This window comes from Flavobacterium sp., from assembly GCF_039595935.1.
Lineage (GTDB): Bacteria > Bacteroidota > Bacteroidia > Flavobacteriales > Flavobacteriaceae > Flavobacterium.
On the sequence record NZ_JBCNKR010000004.1, the window covers coordinates 1,452,971 to 1,470,861 of the forward strand.

Sequence of the window (17,891 nt, forward strand, 5' to 3'; positions counted from 1 at the left end):
ATTTAAGTTATTGATTATTCAATTATTACGGTACAAAGATATAATAACGGAACGATCGTTCCGTTATTATTATTGTTAATTTTTTGTTAAAATAAATGAGTCGCTCCAAAACCGTAGATTTTACAAGGCTTTCTCTCTATTCAATCATAGATTAAAGAAATTACAAAATGTGGCGGATTCTTAATTTATGCTTAATTTTGTATTCTAAAACAAAAAAACAAATGGATCGTCTCTTACCAAGCGAAAGTCCTTTCGAAACGATAATCTCATTTCATAAACTAATTGAATCTTTTGAGCAGATTGCTTTATCAGATGTTGATTACCGATCTAATTACGCTAAAGCAATTTTGAAAGAAATTGAAGCTTTTCCTGAATTTAGAACCGGAATTCGCGATTACAGTACAATTAAAAATAACGAAGTATTAATTAAAAATATCGCTGCCGATTTATTTCCTACGGCACTGACTCATAACGAAATAAAAGCTATAACAATCCCATTTCAAAACATATCTTTTAATTACACCGAACGTTTTAAAAAGATATTAAAAAATGCCGGGGATGAATTTTATATGGAAATTCGGGATTTTGATGATCATCAATTCTATATAAATAACTGCTGTTTAATCTTGAGTGCTTATTATCATCAGAACATTGATTTCAGCAAACCTTTTTTCTACGATATTCCGGATGAAGAAGGTGTCGAAAGACATTATCGTATTATGTATAATGCTGATTTCATGGAAATAACGCCAACAGATAAATCTGTAGAACTTACTCAGGATGATATCGATCAATTAATCGATAATTATAATGATATCGATTTATGGAAATCAAAGTTTCCGCCGCAAAGCTGGATTTTAAAAGGTTTTGGAATTGTTTCTTTATTTGATGCCACTACAGAAAGTGCTATTTCTACTTTAAAAAGTAATCTTTTAAAACCGGATAAGGAAAGTGTAGCTTCTACAGAAATTATAGAAAACATCTTTAGATCGATATTTAAAATTCCGAGCTTAAAAGTTGGTTTTATTATCTATAATCCTGAGGAAGAAAAATTTATGAGACCTATTAAATTTGATAGTCAAATGCAGAGTTTTTTACTTTCTTCTACTCAGGAAGTCGATTGCAAAAATGCTTTTTTCGGCTGTTCTTTTGAAAATCTTCTGGATAACAAAGAACCTTTTGTGATTTCAAATGTTAAAAAATTCATCGAAGAATCTCCAAATAAAATATTGGGAGAGCATTTATTGAAACAAGGAATTCAAAGCTGTGTTTTTGCTCCTGTTATCAAAGATGATCATTTATTAGGTGTTGTAGAACTTGTTTCTGAAAATGCAAGAGATTTAAATAGTGTTAATGCTACTAAACTAGAACTTGTTCTTCCGTATTTAACCGATACTATCGATCGATACAATACGGATATGCAGCATCAGATTGAGGCCATTATTCAGCGTGAATATACTACCATTCACCCAAGTGTTTATTGGAAATTTAGAAAAGAATCTCAAAATTACTTTCAGAATATCAATCATACAAAAGATTATATTTTTAAAGAAATTGTATTTAAAAATGTGTTTCCGTTATACGGACAAATCGATATTAAAGGTTCTTCTGAACATAGAAATGAAACCGTTAAGATTGATTTGAAAAATCAGCTTTCGGCTCTATTGGAAATTTTCGACAATCAGGATCAAAATTCAAATTTAGTGCTTCTTGAACAAAGAAAATTTGAATTGGAATCGCTTAGAAGTGAATTAGATTTTCCTTTGAAAGCAGATATGGAGCAACATATTCAGCGTTATATTGAAGAAGAAATTCATCCGATTCTGAAAAATACTAAAAACAATTCTAAAACTGAGAAACTGGAAGAACTTTACTTTGAAAGTCTGGATGAAAAAACAGGCATGTTTTATCAGGAAAGAAAGAAATTTGATAACGCTATGTCGATTATCAATAAAAAATTAGCTTCGGTTCTGGACAAAAAACAAATTGATGCACAGCAGATTTATCCGCATTATTACGAACGTTTTAAAACGGATGGTGTTGAGCATAATTTATATATTGGAGCATCGATTTCGCCAACAAAACCGTTTGATATTATGTATCTACATAATTTACGTTTGTGGCAATTGCAGACTTTATGCGAAATGGAATTAGAACATCATCAGCTTAAAGAATCGCTTCCTTATGAATTGGATGTTACATCACTGATTTTGGTTTTCAGTTCGCCGCTTTCTATTCGCTTTAGAATGGATGAAAAACGTTTTGATGTTGACGGAACGTATAATGCACGATATGAAGTGGTTAAAAAACGAATTGATAAGTCGCACATTAAAGGAACAAACGAGCGTATTACGGAAAAAGAGAAAATTACGATCGTATATTCTCAAAACAGTGAAGAAGCTGAATATTTAAAATACATTAAATATTTACAACACAAAAAAGTGCTTGAACCTTCTATAGAACAATTTGAAGTCGAAGATCTTCAAGGTGTTTCTGGTTTAAAAGCGATTCGTGTAAAAGTGATTAACAATGTAAATAATTCGAAAATAAAGAAAATTACGTATCAGGATTTATTAGATGAGCTTAACTAAAAGTGGAGCTTATTTTAGATTAAAGCTTTGTCAAAGTTTAGAACTTTGACAAAGCTTTTTTTATTATTGAATTTTTCGAACGCGGATGAAACAGATTCGCTAACGCGAAAACGCTGATTAAAACGGATTTTTTATTTTCATTATTAAATATTAATCAGTGCAAATCCGCGTTTTCGCGTAAGTGAATCAGTAAAATCTGTGTGCTATTTTTTAAAGATTAAATTGACCTAAAAGCAATTATAAACGAAACAACGGTAATAATAATCCCAACCATAAAAAGATTGTACGCAATTCTAAGCAAATTATATTTTCGCTGTAAAACCAATCCCAAATAGTATAAATCTTTAATCATGTTCGAATACAGGTAATCGCGGTCTTTCATCATTTCGTTCATTGCCCAGTCGTATTCTTCAAGAGGCATTTTATAGAAATTTCCAAAGAACAATAAATTAATTTTTTTGTTCTCGATATCTTCTCTGGTAAAAACTCCAGAAGTAACTTTTGGTCGTGTCGAAAGAATGGCAAAAATTATAGTAGTTACGCTCGACATCAGCATGATGAAGGTTGGTATAACTAAATGAGCGTTTTTAGGACTGTCTAATTTTGGAATAATCGTCGAAAGTGCAATCGAAATAATAATCGCATTTACAGATAATAAAATATTGGCTTTACTATCGGCAATACCGCTTAAACGCGTATGATTTCCGAGTGTAACACGAAATAAAGTATCAACGCCGCGGTCTGGTTTTTCGATTTTTTCGTTTTTCTTATTTTCTTTTTCTAAAGCTTCTGCAGCTTTTAATTCTTGTTTATTTATCTTTTTCTGAATCAAAAGAAGGTTCTTTTCTTTTAAAGGCTGCCATTTTTTTAAGGCATGATCGGTATAAAATCGATGTTTATTCAATAAAAAATTCAGGTTCTCTTTTGTCCATTCTTCATTAGAGAAATTCGCAAGTCCGGTATTTTTTAATTCAAGGCGCAGTAATTCGCAGGTGGTAACATATTCATTTCCCATTAAATGTGCGTAATCTGCATCTTTAATGATTTTTTCTAAATGTGTTTTTGGGAGATATTCTTTTGCTGTAGCTAAAATCAAACTGGAAACCAATTCGATAAATTTCTCCGATTTTCCTTTTTCTTTTAAAAAATCAGTCGCAATTTTTACACTTTTACTTTCATGGTTTTCATAACCCTCAACATACCCAGTATCATGAAACCATGCAGCGACCAAAAGTGCCTCTTTATCATCACCACTAACGTCTTCTTTTTTACATAGTTCTTTTACCGCAGTAACTACTGTGAAAGTATGGTTAAAATTATGGTAAGAATATAAATTAGAAAGTTTATCTTTGAGTAAATTACTGACGAAATCTTCGGATTGTTCTATTAGATTCATAAAGAATATTTTTATACCACTAAATTATGAAATTGTTTTTGGATAATCATTTTATTGCAAAGATTAAAAACTTTTCTTTGGCAATTATAACATTAATTTTTGTTTTTTCTTGTGCGACAAATAAACCGCAATATGGAAAAAATGTTAGTGCCAACGAAACAGAAAACGCAACAGATACAATAAAAATTGCCCACACTTTTTATCTTGTTGGAGATGCCGGAAATGCTGACGAAGTACAAGCGCAGCAAACACTGGAACTTTTACATCAAAAGCTTAAAAAAGCGAGTAAAAAATCGACTTTGCTTTTTCTGGGAGACAATATTTATCCTAAAGGTTTTCCTGGTGATAAAAACTCCGAAGACAAGGCTCTGGCAGAAACTAAACTTACGAATCAGTTAAAAATAGCCGAAGGATTTAAGGGAAAAACCGTTTTTATTCCGGGAAATCATGACTGGTACAACGGTATAAAAGGTTTGGAACGTCAGTCTGATTTTATAACAAAATACTTAAATGACAAGAAAGCTTTTCTGCCGAGAAAAACCTGCCCGATCGAAGATGTAAAAATTGATAGTATCACAACGTTAATAGCAATTGACAGTGAATGGTTTCTGGAAGATTGGGATGATCATCCCACAATCAATGATAATTGCGACATAAAAACGAGAGAAGATTTTTTTGATGAACTGGAAAATATCTTAAATAAAAATCAGGAAAAAACGGTTGTCCTTGCCATTCATCACCCTTTATTAAGTAACGGAACTCACGGCGGTCAGTTTTCGTTGGAAAAACAATTATTTCCGTTAGAAAAGAAAATCCCGCTTCCGGTAATTGGCTCTTTTATTAATTTATTGAGAAAAACCTCCGGAGTTAGTCCGCAGGATCTTCAAAATAAACAATATACCATTTATGCTAAACGAATAAAAACACTTTTACAAAAACAGCAAAATGTAATTGTAGTTTCTGGTCACGATCATAATTTGCAATACATCAGCAAAGAAAATATCCAGCAGATTATAAGCGGAGCCGGATCAAAATCAGAAGCAGCAAGAGCGATAAATCCGTTTGATTTTTCGTATGGCGGAAATGGTTATGCAACTTTAACTTTATATAAAAGCGGTGATGCAAAAGTTTCGTTTTACGGAAATGAAAATAATAAAGAAAAACTGCTTTTTGAGCGTGAAATTATAAAAGCCAAAGAAATTAACTGGGCGGCTGATATACCGAATAATTTCCCTCCAAAAATTACAACTTCTATCTATTCGACAAAAATGACCGATAAAAGTTTGTTTCATAAATTTCTCTTCGGACAGCATTACAGAAAATATTACAGCATGCCAATTGAGGCAAAAATAGCGACTGTAGATACGCTAAAAGGCGGTTTGAAACCTATTCGCGAAGGCGGCGGACATCAGTCTGTTTCTTTAAGAATGTCTGACCCGCAAGGACGGGAATATGTAATGCGCGGCATGAAAAAAAGTGCTTCGGTATTTTTACAATCTGTTGCTTTTAAAGATCAATATATCGTAAACGATTTTGAAGATACGTATACCGAAAGTTTTTTATTTGATTTTTACACGACTTCTCACCCTTATGCTCCTTTTGTAACGGGCAGTATGTCTGATAAAATTGGCGTTTTTCACACGAATCCGGTTTTATATTACATTCCGAAACAAAATGGTTTAGGCGAATTCAATGCCGGCTTTGGAGATCAATTGTATATGGTTGAAGAAAGACCTGCTGATAACCATTTAGATGGCAAAAATTTTGGAAACCCAACAAATATCATCGGTACAGATGATATGATGGCTAATCTTCATAAAGATGAAAAATATTCGGTTGATGAAAAAGAATATATAAAGGCTCGTTTATTTGATATTCTTATTGGTGATTGGGACAGACATAGCGATCAATGGCGCTGGGCTGAGTTTAAAAAAGACGGTAAGGTTATCTACAAACCAATTCCGCGTGACAGAGATCAGGCTTTTGTAAAATATGATGGTGCTTTGCTTTCTATTTTAATGAATATTCCGGCACTGCGACACATGCGTAATTTTAAAGATGAAATTCGCAATGTAAAATGGCTGAGCAGAGAGCCTTACCCAATGGATTTGGCATTTTTAAGAACTGCCGAAGAAAAAGACTGGGTTGAACAGGCAAAATTTATTCAGGATAATTTAACGGACAGCGATATTGAAAACGCTTTTAAAGCAATGCCAAAAGAAGTTCAGGATGGAACGGTTGATGAAATCATCCGAAAATTAAAAAACAGAAAAAAAGAGCTTCAAAAATATGCAACTATTTATTCTGATGTTTTAAGCAAAACGGTTATGATTGCCGGAACAGATAAAAAAGACAAATTTATTTTAGATCATAAAAACAAAAAAAGTATTGAAATTCAGGTTTTAAGAGTTAAAAAAGAAGGCGATGAATTGGTATATTCTAAAACTGTAAATGATGCTAAAACTAAAAACTTATGGATTTATGGTTTAGATGATGATGATATTTTTGAGGTAAAAGGAAATCAGAAATCGAGCATCAAAATTCGTTTAATTGGAGGTCAAAATAATGATACATATAATATCGAAAATGGCAGAAAAGTGATTGTTTACGACTTTAAATCTAAAGAGAACACCTATAATCTTGATTCTAAAACCAAAACACAGTTAACAGACGATTATGATGTTAATTTATACAATTATGAAAAACCTAAATACAATGTAGTTTCAGGATTACCTAATATTGGTTACAATCCTGATGATGGTGTAAAAGTGGGTGTTAATGTAAATTATACTGTAAATAATTTTAAACAGAATCCGTATACACAGAGACACGTTTTAAATGCCTTTTACTATTTCGCAACCGGAGGTTTAGAGTTTAATTATGCGGCACATTTTCCTGGTTTGTTAGGAAAATGGGTTATTGATGTTGAATCACTTTATACAACGCCAAATTTTGCAATGAATTATTTTGGCTACGGAAATGAATCTCAATATAATGATGATTTAGGAATGGATTATAACCGTGTACGTATTCGTAAATTTAATGTTTCAGGCGCAATACGACATGTAGGCCGATATGGAAGCGAATTTAGTATTCAGCCTATTTTCCAGAGAATGGCGGTTGAAGAAACTGAAAACCGATTTATTGACACACCAAATATTGTAAATCCTGATGTGTTTAATAGTCAGAATTATGGAAGCCTGAAAGTAAAATATCTTTTTAAAAATTCTGATTTTGCGGCGAAACCAACTTTAGGAATGTATTTTATGATTGCCGGAACGTGGACAACAAATTTAGATGACACGAATAAAAATTTCCCAACGCTTGAAAGTATTTTAGGTTTCACACACAGACTCGATCACAACGGAAAACTGGTTTTGGCAACTTATTTGAAAGGAAAAGCAATTTTAAATAATAATTACGAATTTTATCAGGGAGCTTCTTTAGGAGGTGATACTGATTTGAGAGGTTTTAGAAACGAACGCTTTTTAGGAAATTCGTATTTCTCTCAAAGTTCTGATTTGCGTTTAAGCCTGGGTAAAATCCGTAAAACACTTGCTCCGTTTACTTATGGAATTTTAGGTGGTTTTGATTACGGAAGGGTTTGGCTTGACGGCGAAAACTCCAGAAAATGGCATCAGGATTACGGCGGAGGACTTTGGCTAAATGCTATTAATGTTCTAACTGCCAGAATCTCGTATTTTAAATCTCCTGATGAAGTTGGGAGAGTTATTTTTGGAGCTGCATATAGCTTTTAAAAAAAGTTGCTAAGGTTCTGAGGTGCTAAGATTCTAAGAAAAAGATTAGCCACGAATTCACGAATTTTAATTAAAAATCATTCGTGAATTCGTGGCTTTTTTTTAAACACAACGCCAAGAAAAACTCAGTACCTTAGTATCTTAGAACCTTAGCGACTTAAAACAAACTCATAAACATTCCCGCCTACTTTATTTGTTTTTTCGTCGGCGATTAATAAAGTATTGTTGTCTTTAAAAACGATGGCTTCTTTTTGCGAAAAGTGGTTCAGGCTGATTTCAGTCTGGGTTCCTTTGTGAAATAAATCTCCTTTGAAACCTTTAAATAAAACTATTTTATCGTGGCTTAACAAAACCACTTTTTTCCCGTCAGGACTTATTGTAGCACTTGTTAAAACACAATGATTGTAATTGCTGCAGGTTTTAAACTCTCCTATTTTTACCGCTTTTTGAGTTCCTTTTGCATTTTTGATTTTGTAGATAAAAGCAGTTCCGTCAAAACCCTTGCTTCGGTTTTTTGTAAAAAGATAAAAATAACCGTTTTGTTCAAAGAAGCCTTCTACATCGTAAAACATTTCTTTTTTCTTAGGAGGAAATTCGGTTTGTTCCGGATACGAAAATGAAACTTTATATTCGGCAGAAGCTACATCTTTATTTAATTGGTTTTTCGCCACTTTATAAATACATAAATCGCGGCGTTCGTTGTCATTATTTCCAAAATCACCAATGTAAATATTTCCGGTTTTATCTCGTGTAATATCTTCCCAATCAACATTTGACGCATTCGAAATTGTAATCGTTTTATCTAATTTCCCTTTAGAATTTATAGCGTAAATTGCATTTTTATTTCCGCTGTCTTCCAGAGTATACAATAGATTTGTTTCAGGAAAATAAGCTATTCCGGAAACTTCTTTTAATTTTTTCGGAAGTGAATAAAGCGTCTTTAAATCACTGCTTCCAGACTGCTGCTGACAAGCTAATAATACTATAGAAACGGCTATTAAAAAAGATTTTCTCATAAGATTGATTTTTGTTTAGCCACAGATTTCACAGATTAGAAGGATTAATAAATTGAAAAATCAGTTTAATTTGTGAAATCTGTGGCCTATCCTTAAACTAAGTTAGTGTTTTTAAAATTACGTGTGATAAACTCAAATGCCGCATGCATGATATGTCCCATCGATTTGGCATTCTTAAATTTCATATCGTTAGTATATCGGTACAATTCCATTTTTAACTGATTGAGATGTTCTTGTGTCGAAATTGTGTCGTGGCACATTATATTTAATAGTTTTTTGATTCGGTTTTCGGCAGAATGTATACGTTTTGCTAAAATCGCCCTTTCTTCATCTTTATACTGAATTATAGAACGCTCTTCTAATTTTTCTTTGATTAACTGAATCATTGGATAATTCTCCTTGAAAAACTGCGGACGATATACTTTGAAATTTCCTTCGTAACATTGCTGGTCAAAATCAATCGGACGAATTTTGTACACTACCTGATCAAAATCGTGAATTGGCACAATTACATAATTGTAGGCACGCATATCGCCCAAAAGCCTTATCATACAACGTTCGTTGAATTTTACAAACTCTTTGGCAATTTGTGCTTTTTCCATTTCGGTACATTTATCCAGAAGCGTATCCATAAAAACGTCGCCGGGAATTCCGATAATATGTTCTTCGATTAAAGTATCGTTGTAAACCAAAAAGTTAATTTTATCCGGCGATAGAATATCTTCTAATTCAAGTCCGTAAATTCTCGAAGCATCGGCTTTTTTGATGTAAAAATGAACATAGTTATCATTGAGAATATTTCGAACTTTTATCCGGAAAGGCTTAGAATTTCCGAAAGTGCAATAATCGATGGCATCAATATTCAAGTACTGAATGATTTCACTGTTTCCGTCAGAATGTAAAAGAGAATAGATTTTTTTAAGATTCAAATCAATTTCATTTCTTTCAAATTCGCTGTAATAAACCCTGATCCATAAAGTATCGGTTTCATTTTTATCATAAACATTCACTGAACCCGAAAATCGCAGCAAGTCATCATAAAACACAGATACTTTCGAAATACGTTCGAATCTGTCTAAATAACTTAAAAGTGGCTGTGTTAAAGGAAAAGAAGGTTTCTTCAACACCATCAAAGGTTCGCTCATTTTTGAATATCTTTATTACAAATTTACATCAATATGATGATAAAAATAAATTTGAAGTAACATTATAGAATTTGATTCGTCTTACTTAAAACTAAAACCGAAATAAATTTGGAAACCATACTTACCATCGAAAATCTCAGTAAAAGATACGGGCGTATTCATGCGCTGAAAAATGTATCTTTTAGTATTCAAAAAGGCCATGTATATGGAATTTTAGGTCCTAACGGAAGCGGAAAATCAACCACTTTAGGAATTGTTTTAAATGTTGTTAACAAAACTTCAGGCGATTATAAATGGTTTGACGGAAATGTTCAAACTCACGATGCGCTGAAAAAAGTAGGCGCGATAATCGAACGCCCCAATTTTTACCCATACATGACGGCCGAAGAAAACCTAAAACTGGTTTGCAAAATCAAAAACATTCCTTACACAAAAGTTAGAGAAAAACTTGATTTGGTTGGTTTAACGGAAAGAAAAGATTCAAAATTCAGCACTTTTTCACTGGGAATGAAACAGCGTTTAGCGATTGCATCTGCACTTTTAAATGACCCTGAAATTTTAATTTTAGATGAACCTACAAACGGTTTAGATCCGCAGGGAATTCATCAAATACGAGATATTATTAAAGAAATTGCATCACATGGAACTACTATTTTACTGGCTTCTCATTTATTAGACGAAGTCGAAAAAGTTTGTTCGCATGTTGTGGTTTTAAGAAAAGGCGAAGTTTTATATTCCGGTTCTGTAGACGGAATGTCTGCCAATGAAGGTTTCTTTGAAATTTCTTCGAATGATAATCTGGCATTAAAATCAGTTTTACAAGGACATGAAGCTGTAGGTCAAATTAAAGATGAAGATGGAAAAATTCTGGTTTATCTAAAATCTGAATTATCAGCTTCAGAATTGAACCAATTTCTATTCTCTAAAAATATTGTTTTAAGCCATTTGGTAAAACGTAAAAATAGTTTAGAAGCACAATTTTTAGAATTAACCAAAAACATCCACTCAAAATCTAACTAAGCCATGAAAAGACTTATTTCTATAGAACTCCAAAAAATCTGGATGAATAAAGCCAGTCGTATTCTAACTCTTACTTATTTTATCCTCCTTTCTTTTATCGCTTTAATTGCGTCTATAAAATTTAACATTGGCCCTTTTAAATTTCATCTGGCAGAAATGGGAATTTTCAATTTCCCGTATATCTGGCATTTTAATACTTACGTTGCCGGCTGGCTTAAACTTTTCTTAGCCATTGTAATTGTTTCTATGATGGCAAATGAATACAGTTATGGCACTTTAAAGCAAAATTTAATTGATGGTTTGAGCAAGAAAGAGTTTATTTTATCCAAATTCTTAACCGTAGTTCTCTTTGCGTTATGCTCAACCATTTTTGTTTTTGTAATGAGCTTACTTTTGGGTTTGAGTTTTTCATCTTACAATGAAGTCGATGTTATTTTTATGGATTTGGATTATCTGCTGGCATTTTTCGCAGAAATGATGGGATTCTTTTCTTTCTGTTTATTTCTCGGAATTTTGGTAAAACGTTCTGCTTTTGCTTTGGGTTTTCTTTTATTATGGCTCATTATTGAATCTATTATTAAAGGATTTTTAGCTTTCCAGGTTTTTCCAAATAGCGATACAGACAAGTTATTCACCCGATTTCTTCCATTAGAATCTATTTCAAATTTAATTGTTGAGCCTGGTTCACGTTTATCTGTAGTAAGAAGTATTGGAAATCAAATTGGAGTTGAAAATACTAAAGATTACAGCGTTCATTATTTTTCAATTTTGATTGTTTTAGTCTGGACATTTTTATTTGTGTATTTTTCTTACAAATTATTAAAGAAAAGAGATTTATAGTATATTTGTTATACTATGAAACATGCAAAAGTCTTTTTAATAATTTTAATTTTTGGCTGTTTATCTGCAAAGGTAAATGCTCAATATATCACGATTGATGATCAAAAGACACCACAGCAGCTCATAGAAGATGTTTTAGTTAACAGTTCTTGCGCTGCTGTTTCTAATATAACAGGAATTGGAGACACTTATACAGCAGGAAAAAATAGTTTTGCTTACTTTAATTCCGGCACAAGTAATTTCCCTTTTAAAGAAGGTATTATACTTTCGACTTCAACAAGTACAGAAGGAATTGGTCCCTATTTTAGTAATCAGGGCGGCGGAAGTGAAAACTGGGTTGGAGACAATGATTTGAATCAAATTTTAGGAATCAGCTCCATAAATGCTACTTCTTTTGAATTTGATTTTGTTCCGCTAACAGACTTTTTGAGTTTCAATTATATATTTGCTTCAAACGAATATCAGTATTTTTATCCTTGTGAATATTCAGATGGATTTGCTTTTTTGATTAAAGAAGCCGGAACTGCAGATCCATATAAAAATCTGGCTGTTTTACCCAATACGATTACCCCGGTTTCCTCGCTAAATGTACGGCCTAAAATTGAACCCGGAATTGCCCCAAATGGCGATAAATATCCAGGATGCGCAGAAGTAAACATTGATTATTTTAATGGCTTAAACAATAACATGAGTCCAATTAATTATGCCGGCCAAACCGTTATTATGACCGCTCAGACCAATGTTACAGCCGGAAAAACCTACCATATAAAACTTGTTATTGCCGATGATAAAAACCGCTATTACGATTCGGCAGTATTTTTACAGGCAGGGAGTTTTGCTTCAAAAATAGATTTTGGTCCAAATAGAACGACAGGAAACAATGATCCTTTATGTTTTGGAGACAGTTATTTATTAGATCCAAAATTGTCTCCTGCCTACGCATACAAATGGTTTAAAGATAATGTACAAGTTGCCACCACTCCTACTTATACCGTTACACAAACAGGAAATTATCGTGTAGAAGTCACCTTAACTCCTTCTACCTGTAGTTTGACCGGAGAAATTAAAATTGATTTTGCTCCCGAAATCTTTTTTAGCAATACTTCATTAGTACAATGTGATGATGACGGAGACGGATTTTCTATTTTTAATTTGAATAAAGCCAACAACATTGTAAAAAATAATAATGCTGCAATTATAAATGAAGGTTATTACGAAACGCAAGCTAACGCTGAGAACAAAAGTAATAAAATTGCAGTTCCGGAAAGTTATACCAATAAAACTGCCAATCAAATTATTTATTCTCGTTTAGAAAATGAATTTGGCTGTTTTGAAGTGGCTCAGATAACATTACAAATTTCCAATAACACAATTACCAATCCCGGACCAATAAGTACCTGCGACGGTGACGAAACTCAGGATGGGTTTTATCAGTTTGATTTAGAGGCAGAGGTTACTTCAAAAGTAATTGCAGGACTTCCGAATGGATTGACTGTTCAATATTATGCAACAGCAAATGATGCTTTAATCGAGACAAATCAGTTAACGAATATTTTTAAAAACACCACTGCTTATAACCAGACTATTTATGCAAGAGTTGTTAATGGTCCTGATTGTTACGGCATTGAGCCCGTAAATCTTGTTGTAAATACTTTTGATCCGCCTAATTTTGAAGATGAATCAATGTTTTTATGTAAAAATGCTCAAATAACTTTGTCAGTAGCAACAGGTTTTAGCTCTTATTTATGGATAAACGGCGAAACAACTAACAATATAACCGTGAGCACTCCCGGCAATTATTCTGTAACGGTTAAAGATGCAAATGGCTGTGAGAAAACTAAAAACTTTAATGTTATTCTTTCTGAACCAGCGATAATAACTGATGCTGTTGTAAAAGATTTTTCAGGAAATGAAAATTCTGTTTTAATACAATATACAGGAGTTGGAAATTATGAATTTTCTTTAGATGGAGAAACTTTTCAGAGTGATCCTCAATTTAATAATGTACTTCCGGGAATTTATACAGTTTCTGCAAGGGATAAAAATGGCTGCGGAATATCTAATTCATTTGTCGTATATGTTTTGGATTATCCGAGATTTTTTACACCAAACGGAGACGGATACAATGATTTATGGTATATCCAGAACTCAAATGTAATTCCTCCTTATACGCTGCAAATTTTTGATCGCTACGGAAAATTTCTTAAACAAATGAATCAAAACAGTACAGGATGGAACGGGCTTTTTAATGGTCAGCAGCTTCCTTCTGACGATTATTGGTTTACCTTACTTTTTGCAGATGGTAAAAATGTAAAAGGCCATTTTAGTTTGAAGAGATAAACACTTGAAATTCTAGCAATTAAAATCCAAAATCCAATTTTAAAATAAAAAAAAATCCCAAACTCCTAATTGGAATTTGGGATTTTATATATTGAAATTTAAAACGTATTAGATTTTGAATCTCTTTCTGTCATTTTCGTTCAAGTAGATTTTTCTTAAACGCAAAGATTTTGGAGTAACTTCAACGTACTCATCTTTTTGAATGTACTCTAAAGCTTCTTCTAAAGAGAATTTGATAGCTGGAATAATTCTCGCTTTATCATCAGCTCCAGAAGAACGTACGTTAGAAAGTTTTTTCGTTTTAGTAACGTTAACTGTCATATCGTCGCTACGAGTGTTTTCTCCAATAACCTGACCTTCATAGATATCCTCGTTAGGATCAACGAAGAATTTACCACGATCTTGTAATTTATCGATAGAGTAAGGAATTGCTTTTCCGTTTTCCATAGAGATTAATGAACCGTTGTTACGTCCAGGAATTTCTCCTTTGTATGGTTCGTACCCGATGAAACGGTGTGCCATAATAGCTTCACCAGCTGTAGCAGTAAGCAATTGATTTCTTAAACCGATAATTCCACGAGATGGAATATTAAATTTAATAATCATACGCTCACCTTTACCTTCCATAGAAAGCATTTCTCCTTTACGGATAGTTACAAATTCAACCGCTCTACCTGAAAGGTTTTCTGGTAAGTCGATTGTTAATTCCTCAATTGGCTCACATTTCACACCATCAACTTCTTTGATGATAACTTGCGGCTGACCAATTTGAAGCTCGTATCCTTCTCTTCTCATTGTCTCAATAAGAACTGATAAGTGAAGTACACCACGACCAAAAACCATGAATTTATCAGCAGAATCAGTTTCTCCAACTTTCATCGCTAAGTTTTTCTCAAGCTCTTTTGTTAATCTTTCACGGATATGTCTAGAAGTAACGAATTTACCTTCTTTACCAAAGAAAGGAGAGTCGTTAATTGTAAACAACATACTCATTGTTGGCTCATCGATAGCAATAGTTTGTAAAGCTTCAGGGTTTTCAAAGTCAGCGATAGTATCACCAATTTCAAAACCTTCAATACCCACTACAGCACAAATATCTCCGGCAACAACTTCTTCAACTTTTCTACGGCCTAAACCTTCGAAAGTATGTAATTCTTTAATTCTTGATTTGATAATTTTTCCATCTCTTTTCACCAAAGAAATAGGCATTCCTTCTTTTAAAGTACCTCTTTCAAGACGTCCGATAGCGATACGACCTGTAAAAGAAGAGAAATCTAAAGATGTAATCAACATTTGAGGAGTACCTTCAGAAACTTTAGGAGCAGGAACATTAGCAATAACCATGTCTAATAGGGGCTCAATGTTTTGAGTTTGTACTTTCCAGTCATCAGACATCCAGTTGTTTTTAGCAGAACCATAAACAGTTGGGAAATCTAATTGCTCTTCTGTAGCACCTAATTCAAACATTAAGTCGAAAACTTTTTCATGAACTTCTTCAGGAGTACAGTTTTCTTTATCAACTTTATTAATTACAACACATGGTTTTAAACCTAAGTCGATAGCTTTTTGTAATACAAAACGCGTTTGCGGCATAGGTCCTTCAAAAGCATCCACCAGCAAACATACACCATCGGCCATGTTCAATACACGTTCTACTTCACCTCCAAAATCGGCGTGGCCAGGAGTGTCAATAATATTGATTTTAGTTCCTTTGTACTGAACAGAAACGTTTTTTGAAGTAATAGTAATACCTCTCTCACGCTCTAAATCGTTATTATCAAGAATTAAATCACCTGTGTTTTCGTTTTCACGAAATAATTGACAGTGATACATAATTTTATCAACCAAAGTGGTCTTACCGTGATCGACGTGGGCAATAATTGCAATATTTCTAATAGATTCCATTTGTTATTTTTAATGGGTGCAAAAGTACACTTTATTTTGATAAAAAAAATGTTTCTGCGATAGTTTGCGTATATACAAGTAATTAGTTCATTAATACAGTGTAAATTTCAGACCTAAAATGAACTTTTCTTGTTGTTTAGTTATAGTTAATTTAACTATATTTGATTGATGAAAAGTAAAACTCTCAAAATTACTCTCGTTTACGTTATCATATCGCTAATTATGGCTATGGCATGCCATAATCTACTGACTGAATACTTTTTTGAAGCTAGATATGCGTATTTGTTTTTCTTAAAAGATGTGCTTTTCATAATCGCTACTGGATTCATTTTCAAACACATATTATCTTTAAATGAAACTAAAAACATTTCCGTTTTTAAAAAATTAAAAAGAACAAACGAAGAAATTAAAGAGTCTAACGAAAAATACGACATCGTAGCAAAAGCCACAAGCGACACTATTTGGGACTGGAAAATTCAGGAAGACAAAATAAACTGGAACAAAGGAATTGAAAGCGTTTTTGGATATAACCCTGAAGAAGTTGGAAAAACTTCAAAATGGTGGTTTGACAAAATTCATCCCGAAGACAGCATTAGGATGTCTATAAAATTATATTCTTTTATTGAGCAGAAAACCGAAAAATGGCAGGATCAATATAGATTTAGATGCGCTGACGGAACCTATAAATATGTTTTAGACCGAGGTTTTTTATTAAAAGATGACAATGGAAGAGCCATCAGAATGATTGGGGCAATTCAGGACATCACCAAACAAAAAGAAGAAGAACAGCGATTAAAGCTTTTAGAAACCGTAATTACACAATCTAAAGATTCAATTTTAATTACCGAAGCAAATTCTAAAGATCGCAAAATACCAAGAATAGTATATGTAAATCCGGCATTTTCACAAATGTCAGGTTATCAGTCTGATGAAATTATTGGAAAATCTACCAATATCTTTAAAGGGCCAAAATCAGATTCTGAAGAATTAAAAAAGCTTTTAAGGGCTATAAAAAATGAAGAAGAATGTGTTATTGAAACCATAACCTACACCAAAACACAAGAAGAATATTGGGTTCGCTTTGCGATGATTCCAATTTTTAATAACGAAGGCATAATTACACATTGGATTTCTATTCAGAGGGACATTACTGACGAGAAAAAACTCGAAACAGAAAAGGAACATCTTATTCGTGAATTAACACAAAACAATAAAGACTTAAAACAATTTTCATACATCACATCACATAACCTTCGAGCGCCGTTATCCAACTTAATTGGTCTTTTAAACCTTATAGAAGACATTCCTATTGAAGATGAAGAACTCGAAGAAATTCTCGCCGGTTTTACAAAATCTACTCATTTATTAAATGAAACTATTAATGATCTCGTAAAAGTTATCATTATTAAAGACAACCCTTCAATGCAAAAAGAGGAAGTTTCATTAAAAGAAGTTTTTGAGAATGTTTTCAGTCAGCTTTCATTTCAAATTGAATTACACAAGCCAATTATAAAATTAAAATTCGACAAAGTTCCAGTTTTAATTACAAACAAAGCTTACATAGAAAGCATTTTACTGAACCTGCTTACCAACTCAATAAAATACAAGTCAGAAAACCGAAAATTAAAAATATCAATTACAGCCGAACAAATAGAAAATCAGGTTGTTTTAACATTTAAAGACAATGGAATTGGAATTGATCTGGAAAGAAACCGAGACAAAGTTTTTGGCCTTTACCAACGATTCCATAATTATCCTGATAGTAAAGGACTAGGGTTGTATCTTGTAAAATCTCAGGTAGAAACTATGGGAGGCACAATCTCCATTGAAAGTGAAGTAAACCAAGGCACCACATTTACTATAACATTTAAAAATTAATT

Annotated in this window: 10 protein-coding genes; 6 read left to right on the forward strand and 4 right to left on the reverse strand. The window is 32.7% G+C overall.

Features of this window, described 5'->3' with window-relative positions; genetic code table 11:
• Nucleotides 1-221: 221 nt before the first annotated feature.
• Nucleotides 222-2,591, forward strand: coding sequence for a GAF domain-containing protein (locus tag ABDW27_RS06340; RefSeq protein ID WP_343695109.1), 2,370 nt, complete (start codon nt 222-224; stop codon nt 2,589-2,591).
• 217 nt (nt 2,592-2,808) lie between these two features.
• Here the strand turns inward: ABDW27_RS06340 and ABDW27_RS06345 are convergent, their stop codons facing one another.
• A complete protein-coding gene (locus ABDW27_RS06345) occupies nt 2,809-3,987 on the reverse strand; it encodes a Pycsar system effector family protein (protein ID WP_343695110.1) in 1,179 nt (392 codons plus the stop codon).
• A 26-nt stretch (nt 3,988-4,013) separates the two neighbouring features.
• Here ABDW27_RS06345 and ABDW27_RS06350 point away from each other — a divergent pair, with 26 nt between their 5' ends.
• On the forward strand, nt 4,014-7,745 hold the full coding sequence (locus ABDW27_RS06350) for a metallophosphoesterase (RefSeq protein ID WP_343695111.1): 3,732 nt from the start codon (nt 4,014-4,016) through the stop codon (nt 7,743-7,745).
• Between the two features lie 149 nt (nt 7,746-7,894).
• Here ABDW27_RS06350 and ABDW27_RS06355 read toward each other — a convergent pair whose 3' ends face one another.
• Both ABDW27_RS06355 and ABDW27_RS06360 read right to left on the reverse strand, forming a co-directional pair.
• On the reverse strand, nt 7,895-8,761 hold the full coding sequence (locus ABDW27_RS06355; RefSeq protein WP_343695112.1) for a hypothetical protein: 867 nt from the start codon (nt 8,759-8,761) through the stop codon (nt 7,895-7,897).
• Nucleotides 8,762-8,853: 92 nt separating this feature from the next.
• A complete protein-coding gene (locus tag ABDW27_RS06360) occupies nt 8,854-9,906 on the reverse strand; it encodes a hypothetical protein (RefSeq protein WP_343695113.1) in 1,053 nt (350 codons plus the stop codon).
• 108 nt (nt 9,907-10,014) lie between these two features.
• On the opposite strand from ABDW27_RS06360, the gene ABDW27_RS06365 reads away from it, so the two are divergent.
• The 3 genes from ABDW27_RS06365 to ABDW27_RS06375 are packed head-to-tail and all read left to right on the forward strand — an operon-like array spanning nt 10,015 to nt 14,106.
• A complete protein-coding gene (locus ABDW27_RS06365; RefSeq protein WP_343695114.1) occupies nt 10,015-10,926 on the forward strand; it encodes an ATP-binding cassette domain-containing protein in 912 nt (303 codons plus the stop codon).
• Between the two features lie 3 nt (nt 10,927-10,929).
• Nucleotides 10,930-11,766 (forward strand): ABC transporter permease subunit, encoded by an 837-nt coding sequence (locus ABDW27_RS06370; protein WP_343695115.1) that lies wholly within the window; start codon nt 10,930-10,932, stop codon nt 11,764-11,766.
• 15 nt (nt 11,767-11,781) lie between these two features.
• On the forward strand, nt 11,782-14,106 hold the full coding sequence (locus ABDW27_RS06375) for a choice-of-anchor L domain-containing protein (RefSeq protein WP_343695116.1): 2,325 nt from the start codon (nt 11,782-11,784) through the stop codon (nt 14,104-14,106).
• Nucleotides 14,107-14,214: 108 nt separating this feature from the next.
• Here the strand turns inward: ABDW27_RS06375 and typA are convergent, their stop codons facing one another.
• Nucleotides 14,215-16,011, reverse strand: coding sequence for a translational GTPase TypA (gene typA, locus ABDW27_RS06380; protein WP_343695117.1), 1,797 nt, complete (start codon nt 16,009-16,011; stop codon nt 14,215-14,217).
• A gap of 168 nt (nt 16,012-16,179) precedes the next feature.
• On the opposite strand from typA, the gene ABDW27_RS06385 reads away from it, so the two are divergent.
• The gene (locus ABDW27_RS06385; protein WP_343695118.1) at nt 16,180-17,889 is read left to right on the forward strand and encodes a PAS domain-containing sensor histidine kinase; all 1,710 of its coding nucleotides are present in this window, start codon (nt 16,180-16,182) and stop codon (nt 17,887-17,889) included.
• Nucleotides 17,890-17,891 lie beyond the last annotated feature (2 nt).

Excerpts from the sequence above, each read along its gene's own strand:
- ABDW27_RS06350 (WP_343695111.1), top strand. The coding sequence starts at position 4,014 with ATGAAATTGTTTTTGGATAATCATTTTATTGCAAAGATTAAAAACTTT.
- ABDW27_RS06345 (WP_343695110.1), bottom strand. The coding sequence starts at position 3,987 with ATGAATCTAATAGAACAATCCGAAGATTTCGTCAGTAATTTACTCAAA.
- ABDW27_RS06340 (WP_343695109.1), top strand. The coding sequence starts at position 222 with ATGGATCGTCTCTTACCAAGCGAAAGTCCTTTCGAAACGATAATCTCA.
- ABDW27_RS06375 (WP_343695116.1), top strand. The coding sequence starts at position 11,782 with ATGAAACATGCAAAAGTCTTTTTAATAATTTTAATTTTTGGCTGTTTA.
- ABDW27_RS06370 (WP_343695115.1), top strand. The coding sequence starts at position 10,930 with ATGAAAAGACTTATTTCTATAGAACTCCAAAAAATCTGGATGAATAAA.
- ABDW27_RS06385 (WP_343695118.1), top strand. The coding sequence starts at position 16,180 with ATGAAAAGTAAAACTCTCAAAATTACTCTCGTTTACGTTATCATATCG.
- typA (WP_343695117.1), bottom strand. The coding sequence starts at position 16,011 with ATGGAATCTATTAGAAATATTGCAATTATTGCCCACGTCGATCACGGT.
- ABDW27_RS06360 (WP_343695113.1), bottom strand. The coding sequence starts at position 9,906 with ATGAGCGAACCTTTGATGGTGTTGAAGAAACCTTCTTTTCCTTTAACA.
- ABDW27_RS06355 (WP_343695112.1), bottom strand. The coding sequence starts at position 8,761 with ATGAGAAAATCTTTTTTAATAGCCGTTTCTATAGTATTATTAGCTTGT.